The organism is Streptomyces sp. NBC_01465 (assembly GCF_036227325.1).
Lineage (GTDB): Bacteria > Actinomycetota > Actinomycetes > Streptomycetales > Streptomycetaceae > Streptomyces.
Map to the genome: position 1 here is coordinate 2,119,521 of NZ_CP109467.1, position 15,736 is coordinate 2,135,256.

General features: G+C 68.6%; 20 protein-coding genes. 9 read left to right on the plus strand and 11 right to left on the minus strand.

Going from position 1 to position 15,736, the window contains the following annotated elements:
- Positions 1-65: 65 nt before the first annotated feature.
- The gene (locus OG707_RS09675) at positions 66-242 is read left to right on the plus strand and encodes a DUF6243 family protein (RefSeq protein WP_329116471.1); all 177 of its coding nucleotides are present in this window, start codon (positions 66-68) and stop codon (positions 240-242) included.
- A gap of 99 nt (positions 243-341) precedes the next feature.
- Positions 342-1,217, plus strand: coding sequence for a dimethylargininase (gene ddaH / locus OG707_RS09680; RefSeq protein WP_443071302.1), 876 nt, complete (start codon positions 342-344; stop codon positions 1,215-1,217).
- A gap of 12 nt (positions 1,218-1,229) precedes the next feature.
- On the opposite strand, the gene OG707_RS09685 is transcribed toward ddaH, so the two are convergent.
- The 5 genes from OG707_RS09685 to OG707_RS09705 form a co-directional block, all read right to left on the minus strand.
- A complete protein-coding gene (locus tag OG707_RS09685) occupies positions 1,230-2,243 on the minus strand; it encodes a small ribosomal subunit Rsm22 family protein (protein WP_329116475.1) in 1,014 nt (337 codons plus the stop codon).
- Entirely contained in the window at positions 2,240-3,007 is a 768-nt protein-coding gene (locus OG707_RS09690; protein ID WP_329116477.1) for a phosphotransferase family protein, read from the minus strand. Before OG707_RS09690 ends, OG707_RS09685 begins: the two co-directional genes overlap by 4 nt.
- Positions 3,004-3,834, minus strand: a complete 831-nt coding sequence (locus OG707_RS09695; protein WP_329116479.1) for a helix-turn-helix domain-containing protein — start codon at positions 3,832-3,834, stop codon at positions 3,004-3,006. The genes OG707_RS09690 and OG707_RS09695 overlap by 4 nt, the downstream gene beginning before the upstream one ends.
- Before the next feature lie 298 nt (positions 3,835-4,132).
- Positions 4,133-4,984: a helix-turn-helix domain-containing protein gene (locus OG707_RS09700; RefSeq protein ID WP_329116481.1), complete on the minus strand. Its 852-nt coding sequence runs from the start codon at positions 4,982-4,984 to the stop codon at positions 4,133-4,135.
- Positions 4,985-4,998: 14 nt separating this feature from the next.
- Positions 4,999-5,751, minus strand: coding sequence for a DUF6879 family protein (locus tag OG707_RS09705; protein WP_329116483.1), 753 nt, complete (start codon positions 5,749-5,751; stop codon positions 4,999-5,001).
- 171 nt (positions 5,752-5,922) lie between these two features.
- Here OG707_RS09705 and OG707_RS09710 point away from each other — a divergent pair, with 171 nt between their 5' ends.
- Positions 5,923-6,129 carry a hypothetical protein gene (locus OG707_RS09710; RefSeq protein ID WP_329116485.1) on the plus strand — a complete coding sequence of 69 codons (207 nt, stop codon included), beginning with the start codon at positions 5,923-5,925 and terminating at the stop codon, positions 6,127-6,129.
- Positions 6,126-6,356 carry a hypothetical protein gene (locus tag OG707_RS09715; RefSeq protein WP_329116487.1) on the plus strand — a complete coding sequence of 77 codons (231 nt, stop codon included), beginning with the start codon at positions 6,126-6,128 and terminating at the stop codon, positions 6,354-6,356. Before OG707_RS09710 ends, OG707_RS09715 begins: the two co-directional genes overlap by 4 nt.
- A 64-nt stretch (positions 6,357-6,420) precedes the next feature.
- Here OG707_RS09715 and OG707_RS09720 read toward each other — a convergent pair whose 3' ends face one another.
- Both OG707_RS09720 and OG707_RS09725 read right to left on the minus strand, forming a co-directional pair.
- Positions 6,421-6,702 (minus strand): hypothetical protein, encoded by a 282-nt coding sequence (locus OG707_RS09720; RefSeq protein WP_329116489.1) that lies wholly within the window; start codon positions 6,700-6,702, stop codon positions 6,421-6,423.
- Between the two features lie 74 nt (positions 6,703-6,776).
- Positions 6,777-7,733: an NAD-dependent epimerase/dehydratase family protein gene (locus OG707_RS09725; RefSeq protein ID WP_329116491.1), complete on the minus strand. Its 957-nt coding sequence runs from the start codon at positions 7,731-7,733 to the stop codon at positions 6,777-6,779.
- A 232-nt stretch (positions 7,734-7,965) separates the two neighbouring features.
- On the opposite strand from OG707_RS09725, the gene OG707_RS09730 reads away from it, so the two are divergent.
- Positions 7,966-8,343: a DUF2750 domain-containing protein gene (locus OG707_RS09730; protein ID WP_329116493.1), complete on the plus strand. Its 378-nt coding sequence runs from the start codon at positions 7,966-7,968 to the stop codon at positions 8,341-8,343.
- Positions 8,344-8,388: 45 nt separating this feature from the next.
- Positions 8,389-8,862, plus strand: a complete 474-nt coding sequence (locus tag OG707_RS09735) for a hypothetical protein (protein ID WP_329116496.1) — start codon at positions 8,389-8,391, stop codon at positions 8,860-8,862.
- 29 nt (positions 8,863-8,891) lie between these two features.
- Here OG707_RS09735 and OG707_RS09740 read toward each other — a convergent pair whose 3' ends face one another.
- Positions 8,892-9,803, minus strand: coding sequence for a LysR family transcriptional regulator (locus tag OG707_RS09740; RefSeq protein WP_329116498.1), 912 nt, complete (start codon positions 9,801-9,803; stop codon positions 8,892-8,894).
- A gap of 144 nt (positions 9,804-9,947) precedes the next feature.
- On the opposite strand from OG707_RS09740, the gene OG707_RS09745 reads away from it, so the two are divergent.
- Positions 9,948-10,859, plus strand: coding sequence for an SDR family oxidoreductase (locus tag OG707_RS09745; RefSeq protein ID WP_329116500.1), 912 nt, complete (start codon positions 9,948-9,950; stop codon positions 10,857-10,859).
- Positions 10,860-11,036: 177 nt separating this feature from the next.
- Here OG707_RS09745 and OG707_RS09750 read toward each other — a convergent pair whose 3' ends face one another.
- Positions 11,037-11,564, minus strand: coding sequence for a hypothetical protein (locus OG707_RS09750; protein WP_329116502.1), 528 nt, complete (start codon positions 11,562-11,564; stop codon positions 11,037-11,039).
- Between the two features lie 24 nt (positions 11,565-11,588).
- Positions 11,589-12,509 (minus strand): hypothetical protein, encoded by a 921-nt coding sequence (locus OG707_RS09755; RefSeq protein ID WP_329116504.1) that lies wholly within the window; start codon positions 12,507-12,509, stop codon positions 11,589-11,591.
- Positions 12,510-12,592: 83 nt separating this feature from the next.
- On the opposite strand from OG707_RS09755, the gene OG707_RS09760 reads away from it, so the two are divergent.
- Positions 12,593-13,411, plus strand: a complete 819-nt coding sequence (locus tag OG707_RS09760) for a class I SAM-dependent methyltransferase (protein WP_329116506.1) — start codon at positions 12,593-12,595, stop codon at positions 13,409-13,411.
- On the opposite strand, the gene OG707_RS09765 is transcribed toward OG707_RS09760, so the two are convergent.
- Positions 13,408-14,664, minus strand: coding sequence for a multidrug effflux MFS transporter (locus OG707_RS09765; RefSeq protein ID WP_329116508.1), 1,257 nt, complete (start codon positions 14,662-14,664; stop codon positions 13,408-13,410). The genes OG707_RS09760 and OG707_RS09765 overlap by 4 nt on opposite strands.
- 55 nt (positions 14,665-14,719) lie before the next feature.
- Here OG707_RS09765 and OG707_RS09770 point away from each other — a divergent pair, with 55 nt between their 5' ends.
- The gene (locus OG707_RS09770; protein ID WP_329116509.1) at positions 14,720-15,715 is read left to right on the plus strand and encodes a Gfo/Idh/MocA family protein; all 996 of its coding nucleotides are present in this window, start codon (positions 14,720-14,722) and stop codon (positions 15,713-15,715) included.
- Positions 15,716-15,736 lie beyond the last annotated feature (21 nt).

The following is a 15,736-nucleotide window of genomic DNA, read 5'->3' on the forward strand; positions in this document are numbered from 1 at the left end:
CATAGTAGAGTTCGTCGCGAGACGCACCGTCTCGCTTCAAGGTTTCTACGAGGGGAGAACCACAGATGACCCGTGGTGGAGCAGGAAACATGCTCGGCGTCGGCGGCGCCCGCAACCACCTCTCCCGCAAGGCCCTCCGGGGCGGCGGAAAGAGCGGTACGGGCAAGGGCGGCCCGCTGGACCCGATGGCACAGAAGCGGGAACTCCTCCGCAGGCTGAAGGAGGACCGTACGGAATCGTGAACGAACGCTCCGCATCACCGGAGCGGGAGTCGATTCCTCCTGGACCGGGGCAATGAACCACCCGATCGGATCACGCGCAGGAGCCCCTCACGGCGGACCATGGGCAGCAGTCGGCCGTACGCATCCAGTACGGCCAATGTCCGCCGTGAGGAGCCCTCATTGCCTCGTGACGCCAGACCCCGGCGCTATCTGATGTGCGCACCCGAGCACTTCAGGGTGACGTACTCCATCAACCCGTGGATGGACCCCGCGAAGCCGGTCGAGCTACCGCTCGCCATCGCCCAGTGGGAAGACCTGCGCGACCGCTACCGCGCACTCGGCCACACCGTGGAACTGCTCACCCCCCGCCCCGACCTGCCCGACATGGTCTTCGCGGCCAACGGCGCGACGGTGGTCGACGGACGGGTGCTCGGCGCCCGGTTCGCCTACCCCGAGCGGACGGAGGAGGCGGAGGAGCACGCGGAGTGGTTCCGCAGCCACGGCTACACGGAGATCCACTCCCCGTCCCACATCAACGAGGGCGAGGGCGACTTCGCCGTCACCTCCTCCTACCTCCTGGCCGGCCGGGGCTTCCGCTCCAGCCCGCTCTCGCACGACGAGGCGCAGGAGTTCTTCGGCCGACCGGTGATCGGCCTCGACCTGGTGGACCCGCGCTACTACCACCTGGACACGGCCCTGTCCGTACTCGACGACGAGGCGGACGAGGTCATGTACTACCCCGACGCCTTCTCCCCCGGCAGCCGCGCGGTCCTCGCCCGGCTCTTCCCCGACGCACTGATCGCGGGACCGGACGATGCGGCGGCGCTGGGCCTGAACGCGGTGAGCGACGGCCGCCATGTGCTGCTGCCGCAGGCGGCGGTGGGGCTGTACGAACCGCTGCGGGACCGCGGTTTCGAACCGATCGGCATCGATCTGGGTGAACTGCTCAAGGGCGGCGGCAGCGTGAAGTGCTGCACGCAGGAGCTGCGCCCCTGATCAGACGCCCGATCAGTCGTCGTAGTCGGTGTCGGCGTGGGGCGGCGGCCATTCGTCGCCCCATGCGATGTCGCGCGCGGCCCGGTACAGCGCACCGTGCCGCTTGGTGACGGTGGCGCGGTCCAACTCGCCCCGGTCGGTGCAGAGTTCGAGGAGCACCTGCCCCTTGCGGATCTGCGGCCTGCGGGTGATACGGGCGGCGGGGGGCGCCTGGATGTCGCCTCGTACGGCGGCGACGTAACTGAACTTCTCGTCCTCGTACGCGAGGGACCCGCCCTTGATCTTCCGGTGCAGCGAGGAGCGGCTGACGCGCGCGGAGAAGTGACACCAGTCGGTGCCGCGCTCGATGGGGCAGGCGCCGCTGTGGGGGCAGGGGGCGGCGACGGTGAACCCGGCGGCGATGAGCCGCTCGCGGGCGTCCATGATCCGCAGATACCCGTCGGGCGTGCCGGGCTCGATGACGACGACGGCCTGCGCGGCGTGCGCGGCGGCGTCGACGACGGCGCCGCGGTCGTCCTCGGTGAGTTCCCCGAGGACGTACGAGACGGTGACGAGATCGACGGCGTCGAGCGTGAGGGCCTTGCCGATGCGGGCGCGGGTCCAGGTGGCGTTACGGAGCGCGGCGACGCCGGAGGCGGCGGCCAGCTCCTTGCCGAGCGCGAGGGCGGGCTCGGCCCAGTCGAGGACGGTGGTCGCCTGATCCCCCCAGGCCTCGGAGACGGCCCAGCTCGCGGACCCCGTACCGCCGCCGATGTCGGTGTGCGTGGCGGGCACCCAGGAGGGGACGGCGTCCTGGAAGGCGTTGAGGGCGGACCGTACGGCCTCGAAGGTGGCGGGCATCCGGTACGCGGCGTACGCGGCGACGTCGGAACGGTCCCGCAGCACGGGCGCATCGGTCGGGGTGTCCCCCCGGTAATTGGCGATGAGCCGCTCGACGGCCTGCGCGGCCTGCTTGGGCGGCAGCCCGTCGAGGAGCCCGGCGAGGGCGGCGCGCAGGGAGTCGGGGGTGGGGAGGGAGTCGTTCACCGGAGGAGTTTAAGCCGTTCCGCCCGGAGCCAGGCGCGCTCGCCGAGCATCTCGGCGGCGTCGCCGCGGGCGAGGAAGGCGGCCCAGGGCTGGTGACCGAGCGCGCCGAGGCGTTCGATGCGGTCGGCCTCGCGGGTCTGGAGGGCATCGAGGGCGTCGAGGACGGCTTCGGGCTCGGCTCCGTAAGCGACGCAGAGGGCGTCGAGGCGGTCGCGGAGGGCGTGCTCGCCGGTGATGGCGGCGCGATTCTGCTGGTGGGCGGGGCGGAGGGGGACGGCGTACCAGGCGAGCTGGGCGAGATCGTCGAGGGGATGGCCGGGGGCGGCGAAGTCCCAGTCGATGAACCCGGCGAGCCGGTCGCCGTCCCAGATGGAGTTCCAGGGCCCGAGGTCACCGTGGCGGATGACCATGCCGGGCTGCCACTCGGTCTCCTGCCCGAGCCATTGCGCGTCGGTGGGCGGCCGGAAGTCCTGGAGGGCGTCGTGGTACCCGCGCAGCCAACGGCCGAGCGCGCTGATTCCGGCGATCGAGCGGAGGGCGGCGGGCCAGGGCGAGAAGGCGGGCTCACCGTGGAGGAGGGACAGCACTTCGTCGGGCCCGTCGGTGCCGAGGGCGCGGGGGGCCTGGTTGAAGCCTGCTGCTTGAAGGTGGTCGAGCAGCGCATGCACAGCAGGGGTCCACGCACCGGCCGGCCGCCGGATGGTCTCGCCGACCCGCCGCACGGTGGTCACGCTGCCCTTGTCGGTGGCGCCGTCCTCGATCATCGGGCCAGGTTAGCTGTGCCGCCGAGCCCGGATCGGAGGGTGGCACGGATGGCGGCGACGCGTTCGTTGACGGTCGTGGGGTGTGCGACTGCGACGAGTGGCGTCACACCCGTACACCCCTCACAGATGCCTGCCTCCTGCCCGCGCGGGAGGGGGTCGTGGCAGTCGCCGCACTCGGCGAACACGGGGGCGGGCGGGCCCTGTTGGGCGGGCAGCTTCCGTACGAGCCGATCGCCGAGGATGCCACGGGCGGAGAAGACGACGGGAGGCAGCCCATCGGCCAGGAGCGCCCGGATCGCGGACTCGGACACCCCACAGTCCAGCCAGGGCAAGGCAAGCGGCGCGAGGGCAAGAGTGTCGGCGACGCTGAGCGCCAACTTCGGCTCCACACGCCCGAGTCGACCGAGCAGGGCGGCTCCGCGGGCGATGTCCGCGTCGGGGTGGGAGGGTTCTTCTACCGGGTTTTCGGCCCCCAGGGGGGACGCTCCCGAGTTGCCGACCTGCGCCTCACCGGTTCCCGCCGGGGCGGGAAGCGGGGCGTCGGGGTCCTGGGGAACGTCGAAGACGAAGGTCTCGGTACGGACCTGCCCGCTCTCGGGGTCGTGCGTGGTGCACCGTACGTAATACCCGTGCTCAACGAGCTCATCCAGAGCCTTGGAGATCCCGCGCCGCCCGATGCCGGGGTTCTTGTCGGCGAGAGTCCGGGCATCCTCGCGGGCGCCGTCGGGCAAGGAGAGCAGATAGGCGAGCAGCCCCCGGGCGGTGAAACTGAGCCGCCGGTCCCGCAGGACGTCGTTCCCCAGCACGGTGAAGGCACGCGTGCGCACGCTAAGCTGAATCCGCATCGAAGACCTTTTCTCTTCGTTGTCGGACCCCGGAGCGTTGGAGCGCTGCCGGGGTCACCTCTTGGTGGCTTGTCGATTGCAAACAGTAGCCCGCCTGGTCGCGACAAGTCCCTTTTTCAGTAAAAGAGTTGACTTCGACCTGCAGTCGTCTCAGTCGGTCAGCTGGTCCAGCAGCAACGTGCCGTCGCGGGATCCGGTCGCGATCAGAGCGCCACCGCCGAGGCGAGGCGCTACTGCGGCCACCATCCCCGGGCAGCCGAGACGCACAAGGGGCAACGCGTCAGCGGGCGTCGAGCGCGCTTCTGGCCCGGCCGATCACACGGTGGGCATCGGTTCCGTACACCGCGGATTCGCGCAAGGTGTTCCACACTTTGAGGTAGCCGGTGACGCTCTCGTCGTCGTCAAGCCAGAGTTCCGCGTGCCAATCCTCTGTGATGACGATTCGCTCGTCGAGGACCCAGAATCCATTGGCGGGTGAGATCTTCAACGGCGCGTCAAGGGGCACGATCCCGAGCTCGACGGTGTCCAGGCCAATAGCACTGGCGAGGCGGTCGAGCTGTGCGGCGAGGACGGGCCGTGGGCAGATCTGGGCGTGCAGCGCGGCCTCCCACATGAGGATGCGGAGCTTTCGGCCCGGTTCGTACAGCCATTCCTGCTGCTTCATCCTGGCTCGGACCGCGTCCTCCGTATCGCGAACAGAGTTCTGCAGTTCGGCGTACCGGATGAAGACGTGGCGTGCGTACTCGGCGGTCTGCAGCATTCCGGCGACGACGGACTCCTCCCACGCGTGGATGATGCGAGAACGTCCGAACTCCTCCTGCCACGTCTCTTGAACCGGTCTGTGGCCACGGGCCAGTTGACGCCGCCATGAGCGGATATGCGATTCGAATCCCCTGAGCCGCGCTTCCAACTCCTCATACGCGGCAGGATGGCCAGTGGCCTCGGCCCAGGCGCGCAGATCCTCGGGGGTTGCTGTTTGGCGCCCGTTCTCCAGCTTGGAGACTTTCGAGTTCGTCCAGCCCAGGTGCTGGGCAAGCTGCGTTCCGGTGAGCCGACCCTCCGGGCGCGAGTACCGCAGTTCTCGCAGCCGCGCCCCGAGGGCCGAGCGGGCCTGCTGATAGTCCGTGCTCACCGAAGGGCGTCCATCTACTTCGTCGCCGCCACTTCTGCCGCAAGCACGTCGTAGGACACTGCGTGGTGAAGCGCTACGTCCTTTGCCTGCAGATAGCGGACGACTTCGGCAGGGTCGGTGATCAGCTCGACGTTGAGCAGTACGTCCTCGTCGTCGAAGTGGAGCAGGGCAACCATGCGGGAGTCGAAGATCCAGAAGTCTTCTTCCGGCAACTGGAGGCGTCCGGCATCGGCGCGCCAGAGGTTGCGCATGTCCTCACCCGTGGCCGAATTGCGGCGCGCGTTGTCGAGCAAGTAGAGCTGCCCGGTCGTCGGCGGACTGTCGACGATGCGAACCCGGCCGACACGTTTTCCCTGGGAGGTCTGGCGCCGCATGTTGTTGCACCAGTCGTCGTCCAGTTCCCACTGCACCGTGCCTGTCTCGACGAACTCCTGGTACGTCTCGTCCTCACGGTCGGAGGCGTAGCCGCGACGAGTCTCCAACCGCCAGGCGGAGTGCTCGAAGGTCTCGAAGAGCCGACCGAACTCGTCCAGGTCGATGATGGTGGGCACGCGCTCGATCTCCTTGGGGCCGAAATGAACGAGGAGTTCCCGGGGAACGACGACGGCCAGCTCCCCATCGCTGAAGTGCTGGAGCTGGCTCAGGTCCTCGGGGTCGGTGAGCGGCGGTCCCTGCACCACGAACTCCCCTGATTCCAGGTCTTCGTGGAGTGCTGGACAAGCACCGTTCTTGCTGTCCGTGCCGTTGAAGCGCAGCCGTCGAGTCATGGCTGTTCCTTCCTCTGGGGCGGATATGCGTCCAGCATCCCCGGGCCCGAAGCCTCTCAGTACAGCGTGCCTCGTGCGGCAGGAGAAAACACGCGAAAATCTGGCCACCTCACGAGAAAAGTCGAGAAATCTACCGACTGGTCTCAACTCCGTCCGCCTACCGTCGAGTTCATGAGCAGAGACGACCACGCACCCCAGGCGGCGGACCCGCACGAAGCAGCCGAGTCCCTACGAGCCTCACTGGCCGCGGCCGGCATCGTGCTCCCCTCCCTGGCCGCCGATACCGCCTCCCCGTACCTGAGCCTGGTCACGCTGGGCAGCGTCCGCGCCGACGTAGCCCTCGATCTCGCCAACGCCCTCCGCAGGAGGCCGACATGACCAGCGAATCGCTGACGCCCCCGGAACCTGGCACCCTTGTCCTCGACACCGCGACGGACCGGGTCGGCATCGTGATGGGCAGCGAGGGCCCGTACCTCCAGCTCCGCCCACCCGGAGGCGGCCGTGAATGGGACGCAGCCCCGGCCTCGGTCCGTGCCGCCAGTGCGACCGACACACTGCGGGCCCGCGTCGGCGAACTCAACGCGGACCGAAGGCGAGGCATCTGACCCTGGCCGCGGCCTGGGCCCCACGCTGAGCAAGTCAGCTCCGGCGGCTGAGTAAGACCTCGCTTCAACTGGTGACGACGCCGAGACGGAGACGGGTCCGGACGGAAGGGCCTGTCACGAGCACGAGCAACGCGAAGGCAGTCAGCCGTTGCAGACCCGGCCGCGCGAAGAAGTCACTGTGCTGAATGCCGTAGGCCGCATACCAGTTGGCCATCCCATCAGTCGCCATGACCACGAACATGAGGTCAGAGATGTGCGAAGCAGCGCCGACGAAGACCAGCACGACGACATACAAGGCCATCAGCGCCACCACCCACCATGGGACCTGGCGTATCCAGCGGATCACACGACCGATTCTCTCAGCCACAGAAGCCGGGCCCGGTGCGCTTCAGCTTGTTAGGCGGCGGGCGCGTGCAACCGTCAGGCGTTGGCGATTAGCTTCGCCTCCTCAGCCGGGGACAACCCGTGCCGGAGCGGCGGTTCGCCGCGCTCGCGGTCCCAGGCCAGTACGTCAGCGATCGTCACGGCCAACGGGGTTGCGGGCATGCCTGCGGCCCGTGCGCGTACGGGACTTCGCTGCTGCGTCGGCCACATCGATGCGGGGCGGGTGAGCGGAAAGAACGGTGACACCGCCTCGGCGGGCACGGGAACGATCTCGACCTGGCTGCCCGCGACCTGGGCGCAGGTGGTGATCAGATCCGCCATCGTGGTCGGTTCAGCCGGACCGACTGCGTGGAACGCGCCTGGCCTGTCGTCCTTGATCAACTGGACTACGAGGCCGGCCGCATCGCGGGAGTCGACCACCTGGACCGGCTGTTGCGGGCTGGTGGGCAAGGCCACCTGGCCGCCGCGCGCGGCCCGGCGAACCCAGTACACGAGCCCGTCCTGCACGTCGTACGGCCCGGCGACCTTCCCCAGGCGGACGATCGTGGCCCGCGACCCGTACCGGGCCACCACGTCGTCCTCGCAGGCCGCTTTGCATGGCCCGTACGTGTCCTCGTCGAGCTCCTCGGTGTCGCGCACCGGCGGGCGGCGGGGTGTGTCCTCGTCCGAGCCAGGCCCCACGCCCGTCCGCATGTACACAGCATGACTGGAGATGAACAGGTACCGGCCGACCCGGTCGCCGAGCGCATCCATCGCCTGTCCGACGTGACGCGGCACGTATCCGCTGACGTCCACCACGGCGTCCCAGGCGCCGTCTTGAAGTGCTGCGTAGTCCCCGGTGTCCCGGTCTCCGATCAGCCGGGGCACGTCCGGGAAGAGGTCGATGCCAGTTCTGCCCCGGCAGAACAGGTTCACTTCGGCACCCTGACGCAGCGCTTCATCGACAATCGCCCGACCCACGAACGAGGTCCCGCCCAGTACAAGAAGTCGCATAGCGCCCGACAGTAACGCGCCTGCTCGCCACCGCAACCGGGTGGCCAACGTGCGAGATTGGGCGATAGAGGACGGCGGCGTCCGCGATGACAGCCTCGGGAGTCAGGGGCGAATCCACCACGCACATACCCCTCGCCGCCCCAACGAGGGCCGTCGACTGGCCTGATCAATTACGGGACAGCCATTCGGTCTCCCAACCCCATGGGTGAAGGGGACGCTAGGCTCGGTGACCATGAGTCAGAGTGGTTCGCAAGCGGCTGCATTCTTTCTGGACGTTCGCGAAAGAGGCTTGGTCTGGCTTGTCCGCGATGACGCCGGAAGCCCTGCTCCTCTCTCGGAGGACGGGGCACGCAGTCTTCCCTTCTGGTCGACCTCGGCCCGCGCCCAGAGGGCGGCGAAGATCTGGGGACATGGTTTGCGGGTCGCTTCCATGCCCCTGGAAGCCTGGCGCGATCGCGAACTGCCCGATGCCGCACGGGAGGGACTCATGATCGGCATCAACTGGAGCGGGCCGCGTCTCGTCGGCTGGAGCTTTACCCCAATGGAAGTTCTCAACCGGTTGACTAGCTCGCCAGTGCGCGCAGTCGCCCCCATCAGACCTCATGGCTGAGCAGACGCTCTCGCCGAGGCGCCGGAGTCTGCGTAGGTTCATCCGGTGACCTACGACATCATGCTCGTTCGAGTGCAGCCGGGACTGACGCTTCAAGAGACGCTCGACCGCCTCAACGCCGGTTTTGATCCCGATGCCGACCTGCCCGTGCTCCGGCTTACTGATGCGCAACGGGCCGAGTGGGAACGGATCCTGGAGATCGTCTCGCGGGACGTCGGGCCTGTCGAGTCCGCGGAGTATCTCTACAGCCTGACCCTTGAGACGGTGGGTCCGCCGGGACGCGTGCAGTTCGACTACTGCGGGGATACCGCCAACATCGAGGTCGCTTATCACCATTCGGGGCCAACTGCGTTGGCCGTGATGGATCTGGCTTATCGCATCGCTCGCATCGTCGAAGACGAAAGCGGCCTGACCGGTCACGACTTCGAAGTGGGGCAGCCCACCCGCAGCGGCGACCCGGCCAAAGCGGCTGACCGGCTCGGCTGCGTCTCTGATTGGGCTCAGGAAAATCTGGTCTAGAGATGACTACTCCTGCGGGTGGGAAGGAGCTACACCCTTCGGAGCATGTCGCGACCGGTGAGATGCGATCGGGCTGTTTCGTGGAAGGCCGATACCAGGCGGTTGCGCTCGCGGGTGCGGGTGGCGATCACCACGTCGCACGGTTCGATTCCTTGGACGGGAACGGTCGTCAGATCGTGCCTGGGCGTGCTGTTCCCGTCGGCTGCCGGTGCCAGGGCGAGGGCCTGGCCGCCGGCGATGGATTCGAGTTTGTCCGCGTGCGCCTCGACCAGCGGGCCGTCGGGTGCCGGGCGTCCGTCCGGTCGGGGGTCGAGGCGCCAGAAGGCGTCGTAGGCGGGGTCCGGGTAGCGGATGAGGGGTTCGTCGGCGAAGTCGTCGAGGGTGACCGACTCCCTGCCCGCGAGGCGGTGCATTGTCGGCATCAGGAGCACCCGGGGCTCCTGGTACAGGGGCGTCACCCGCAGGCGGTCGGTCGGGAACGGCTCTCGGGCGATGACCGCGTCCACGCGGTGGTCGAGCAGGGCCGTGTGGACATCGCTCCAGTCCAGGTGCAGCGTGGCGACCTGGGCGTCAGGGTGGCGGCTGCGCAGCTCGCGTACTGCGGGGGTGATGATGAGTCCGCCCACGTACCCGATGGTGACGGCGCCGGATGCCGCTGCGGCGCGGGTCGTCGTCGCGGCCAGTTCCGCGGAGCGCAGGAGCGCTTCCGCCTGGGGAAGGAACACCTGTCCGGCCGCGGTGAGGCGGCAGCCCCTGGTGGTGCGGTCTAGCAGGCGGACGCCCAACCGCTTCTCGAGGCTCTGGATCTGGCGGCTCAACGACGGTTGCGCAAGCCGCAGTTCGGCCGCTGCGCGGCGGAAGTTGCCGTGCTCGGCCACGACGGTGAAGTACCGCACCAGGCGAAGGTCGAAGTCGACCGGGGGTACGTGGGCGCTGGGCACTCCTGCATCGTAATCGTGATACCTGATCCGTATCGCGTCGTGCGGAACAGGTCTTGGACGCCGTGTTCCTGCCGCTTCTACCGTCAAGGTACGAACCCGGCGCCGTGCGGCGGGCCGACTTGAAATCATCGAGGGATTCTCATCGTGCGCATTTTCGTCGCAGGGGCAACCGGGTACGTCGGATCGTCCATCGTGAGTGAGTTGCTGCAAGCGGGCCACGAGGCCGTGGGTCTCGCCCGTTCCGATGCCTCCGCGGCGACTCTGGCCAGGGCAGGCATCGCGGTGCACCATGGTGACCTCGCTGACCTGGACAGCTTGCGCGCCGGCGCGGCGAAGGCGGACGGTGTGGTCTTCGCCGCCAACCAGCACATCTCCGAGACCACCGACTCTGCTTCTCGTGCGCGGGTCGAGCTGAATGCGGTGGAGTCGATCGGTTCGGAGTTGGAGCAGACCGGCAAGCCCTTCGTGGTCACCTCGGGGGTCATCGGCCGCACGCCGGGACGGGTGCTGACCGAGGAGGCCCCGGCTGTTCCAAATGCCGTCACCGGCCTGCGGCTCCCGGTTGAGACGTACGTTCTGGCCCTGGGCGGGCGCGGGGTGCGCTCGTCGTCGGTACGGCTGGCGCCGACCGTGCACGGTCGGGGGGACGCGCGCGGGTTCGTCCCGATGCTGATCGGTATCGCTCGTGCGAAGGGTGTCTCGGCCTTTGTCGGCGAGGGCACGAACCGCTGGTCGTCGGTGCACCGGCGGGATGCTGCGGTCCTGTTCCGGCTGGCCGTGGAATCCGCCCCGCCCGGCACTGCGGTGCACGCGGTCGCGGAGGAGGGCGTGCGGTTCCGGGACATCGCCGAGTCCATCGGCCGCCGGTTGAAGCTTCCGGCGGTGAGTCTGACGGCCGAGGAGGCGAGCGGCCACTTCGGCCTTCTCGCCCCGCTGGTGTCGCTCGACAACCCGACGTCCAGCGCGCTGACCCGGGAGCGCTTCGGCTGGGTTCCCGCGCACCTCGGGCTGATCGCGGACATCGAGGAGGGGCATTACTTCAAGGAGCCGTCGTAGGGACGGTGGAGGGCGTCCCCTCACCGGCACGCCCTGGTGTCCGCCCGGAGGCGAGGTGTCCGTGGTGCCGCTGGACAGCACTGGCTCGGGAACTGAGCTGTTTCCCTCCGTGCGCTTCCGGCCACGCGAGCTTCCTTCGGGCGGAGGCGGCCTGCTCCTGCACAAAGGGGTCCGGCACTACAAGTCGTGTACCGCAGAACGCGCCGTGGAGACGAACGCGAGGACGGACGCCCAAAAGGGGTCGTAGTGCTGGTCGAAGTCGGCGAGGGCGTTCCGCTCGCCCGCGATCGCTGCCTCAAGTGCCCGATAGGGCGGCCTGGTTGAGAGCCTGATGGTCTCTGCGGCGTGAGCGACGTTGTCGGGGCCCTCCAGGTTGATCACCCATATGAAGTGGCGGAGCTTGCCGTACGCCTCCCGCAGCCCCGACTGAACCTCCTTGAGGGCGGGGAGTTGTTCGGAGCGCGTGGCACCCGACTTGTGGATGTCCGAGACGGTCCAGTACAGCTCGGCCATCCTGTGCGCCTGCTCGATGAGCCGCACGTAGGCAGCGCGTCGCGCCTCGTTGATCCGGATCGCTCGTTGGGTCTTCTCGGCTGCGGTGGACTGGATCTGTGCCGCGCGGGCGGTTCCGCGGCTCGTGACCCAGCTGGCAAGTACAGCCGTGCCAGCCGTCAGCGAGGAGATCCAGAGGGTTGAGTCACTCATGCATCCGTTTCTTCCCAGTCATGCTCATGGTGATGCAGGTGTTGCGACGGGCGTCGTCGCCACGTCGTACGCCTTCTTCGTCAGTACATACGTGCTGCGACTGTCGGGGTCGCCGAAGTAGAAGTACGGCTGGAGCGCGTGCTGTTCGGTGCGGCGGAGTTCGAAGGTCCAGATGTACGTCTCGGGGGCCGGTTCGCGGTCCGTGAGGGGTGTTTCCGACGTGGGGTCGTCGGGGCGCTGGGCCGACCCCGTGCGGGTCTTGAGGGTGAGGATCAGGTGCTGGCCCCCGCTCCAGCCAGCGGTCTCGGAGGTCAGTCGCCAAGTGCCGGTGCCCGAGAGCCGCCAGCCGGCGTCGAAGTCGAACTCCTGGCCGTCGAGGAGGGCCATCGAGGCCGACCCGTCCTGCCGCAGGGTCAGTTCGGTGCCCTCGGCGCAGCTCCAGGTTCCGACCAGTTCCGCGGAGGTCGCGTCGTGGACGGCCGGGGCTGTGTCGTACATGTGCGGGTTGCAACCAGTGAGCGCGGTCAGGGCCGCCAGAGCAAGCGTGACCCCTCGCTGCACCCGGGACGGGCCGCTCCTCAGCAGTGGAGCCCGCATCACGCAGAGCGCGAAGAGGAGTTGACCCAGGACGGGGACTACGAGCGTCTCCGGATAGGTCACGAACAGCAGAAACCACGTGGGGAGCAGCAGGAGTCCGGCCAGCGGCAGCCGGAAGGCCGAGCCGCTCTGGGTGTTGGCGAGGCCGTACACCGCGCTGATCAGGAGGGACGGGATACCGAGGAACAGCGCGAAGTACAGCCAGTCGTCGTTCTGCAGGCCCTCGTCGGGGACGGCCGACGCCGTCGCGACCAGCGTGAGGAAGAAGGTCACGGCGTACCGCACCGTCAGATCGACGAGCCGCAGCCCCACGATCCACGGCTTCGGCCGGCGCGTGTTCTCGTCCACGGTTCGGTCCCCCAAGGCACGCCGCAGGAACGCAACTCGCCCGGCGGGCGGCTGCGTCGGCCATCCTGCCAAGATTCTTGAACATGTTCAATTGGTGGGGATCGGTGCCCGCGCGCGCCGCCGGACATGTCAGGATGCTCCGCATGTCTGGTCGCGCATTGAGCTTCGGAGTGATGGCGGAAGCGTACGAACGGTTCCGGCCCGGGTATCCCGTGGACCTCTTCGAGAAGGTGATGGCGTACGCGGGGCAGCCCGTACGGACCGCGCTGGAGATCGGCGCCGGGACCGGCAAGGCCACCCGGCTGTTCGCGCAAGCCGGGATCGCTGTCACCGCGACCGACCCCGACGCGGCCATGCTCGCGGAGTTGCGCAAGCACGTGCCGTCGAGCGTCGGGACAGTGCAGGCCGCGTTCGAGGACTTGACGACCGGTGAGTCGTACGGGCTCGTCTATGCGGCCGCCGCGCTGCACTGGACCGAACCGGAGGGGCGGTGGTCACGCATGGCCTCGCTGGTGGAGCCGGGTGGCGTGTTCGCCTCCTTCGGCGGGGCGGTCCAGCTGGCCGATCCGGACGTGCAGGAGGCCGTTCGTGCGGCTCGGGCGCCGTTTCTGGAGAGCGATGACATTCCGTCTCCGGATGGGACTCCGCCCGAGAACCACATGCAGTGGCCCGGGACCGAGCTACAGCAATCCGAGTGGTTCGGTGACGTCCAACAGGTCGTGGTCGAGCGGCGCTTGACGATGAGCGGGCGTGATTTCGTCGGCTATCTGTCGACCGTCTCTGCCTATCTCGTCCTGCCCGCCCCCGAGCGGGAGCAGGTATTCCGGCAGATCTTGCAGGTACTGCCCGAGACGGTCGAGATCGCCGCCGACATCACCGCTCATCTCGCACGCCGACGCTAACGCCGCGACTGCCACGGCCGGCACAGCGCCAGGAAGCACACCGCCGCACCCACCCCGCACGCCAGCTGCACCACCGCCATCGGTACCGCCGTCGACTCCCCCGCTATCCCCACCAGCGGCGACGCCACCGCGCCCAGCAGGAACGTCGACGTGCCGAGCAGAGCCGACGCCGAGCCCGCCGCGTGCGGTGTGCGCATCAGGGCCTGGGCGTTCGTGTTCGGCATCGCCAGGCCCATCGCCGACATCAGTACGAACAGGCCCGCCGCCACCGGGACCAGGCCCGGCTTGCCGAAGACCCCTGACGTCATCAGGAGCAGTGCCGTCGACGCCAGGATGATCACCGTCAGGCCGAAGCCCAGTGCCTTGTCCAGGCTGACCCTGCCCACCAGGATCTTGCCGTTGATCTGGCCTACCGCCACCAGGCCTATCGAGTTCAGGCCGAAGAGGAGGCTGAAGGTCTGGGGGGATGCGCCGTACAGGTCCTGCACCACGAAGGGCGATGCGCTGATGTACGCGAAGAGCGCCGCGAAGGCCAGGCCGCCGGACAGCATGTAGCCCGTGAAGACGCGGTCCGCCAACAGGCCTCGCATCGTGCGGAGTGCGTCGCCCACCCCGCCTGCGTGGCGGCGCTCCGGCGGGAGCGTTTCGTGCAGCCACTTCCAGACGATCAAGGTGAGGAACGTGCCGATCACCGTGAGGAGTGCGAAGACCCCCCTCCAGTCCGTGATCCTCAGGATCTGGCCGCCGATCAAGGGGGCCACCACCGGGGCCACCCCCGAGATCAGCATCAGCGTCGAGAAGAAGCGGGCCATCTCCACGCCGTCGTAGAGGTCGCGGACCACCGCTCGCGCGATCACGATCCCCGCCGCCCCCGCCAGGCCCTGGAGCAGGCGGCACGCGATGAGGAGTTCCGCCGTGGGGGCGAAGGCGCAGAACGCCGTGGCCGCCACGTAGATCACCATGCCGATGAGGAGCGGGCGCCTCCGGCCCCACTTGTCGCTCATCGGGCCCACCACCAGCTGGCCCAGCGCCATGCCCATCAGGCAGGCCGTGAGCGTCAGCTGGACCGTGGCCGCCGGGGCGTGCAGCGCGCCGGTGACCTCCGGGAGCGCCGGGAGGTACATGTCCATCGAGAGCGGCGGCAGTGCCGTCAGCCCGCCCAGGACGAGGGTGACGAGAAGGCCGGTGCGGCGGGTCGCGGCAGGGGCGAGTTGCCCGGTTCGTATGTGGCCGGGCGTGGAGGTCTTCGGCATGGCCTTTATTCTCTCAGCACTGGTGGAGTGGTCGAGACCTTTATGGGGTGGGGCAATGAGCACGGACAGGGTCATTCGCTGGGGTGTGCTGGCTACGGGAGGGATCGCGGCGGCCTTCACCGCCGATCTGCTCGCCATGGAGGGGGCAGAGGTCGTTGCCGTGGGGTCGCGGAGCGACGCTTCCGCTGAAGCCTTCGCCGAGCGGTTCAAGATCCCTCGGGCTTACGGGAGTTGGGCCGGGCTCGCGGGGGATCAAGAAGTTGATGTCGTGTACGTCGCCACCCCGCACTCCGCCCATCGCGAAGCCGCCGGGCTCTGCCTGGAGGCCGGGCGGGCCGTTCTCTGCGAGAAAGCCTTCACCCTGAACCTGCGGGAGGCCGAGGAGCTCGTTGAGATCGCTCGTGCGCGGCAGACCTTCCTCATGGAGGGCATGTGGACCTACTGCAATCCGCTCATCCGCCGCATGGTCGGTCTGGTGCGGGACGGGGCCATCGGTGAAGTCCGTACCGTTCAGGCCGACTTCGGGCTCGCCGGGTCGTTCGGGCCCGAGCACCGGCTGCGCGACCCCGCCCAGGGCGGCGGGGCCCTGCTCGACCTGGGGGTGTACCCCGTTTCATTCGCGCATCTCCTGCTGGGTGAGCCCGATGCCGTACAGGCTCATGCCCTGCTGTCGGACGAAGGTGTTGATCTCAACACCGGGATGCTCCTCGGGTGGTCCGGGTCCGGCGCGTCCGCCCTGCTCTCCTGCTCCGTCACCGGCGACAGCCCCCGCACTGCTTCCGTCACCGGCAGCAAGGGGCGCATCGAGTTCCCCCGCGGCTTCTTCTATCCCGAGCAGTTCGTGCTCCACCGCGACGGCCACGACCCCGAGGAGTTCACCACCGAGGGCGAGCCGCAGGGGTTCGCGTACGAAGCCGCCGAGGTCATGCGGTGTCTGCGCGCCGGTGAGACCGAGTCGCCGCTCGTGCCGCTCGACGGGAGTCTCGCCGTGATGCGGACGCTCGATGCGGTACGGGACCGCATCGGCGTCCGCTATCCCGCGGACGTCTGACCCGCGGACGTCCGACCCGCG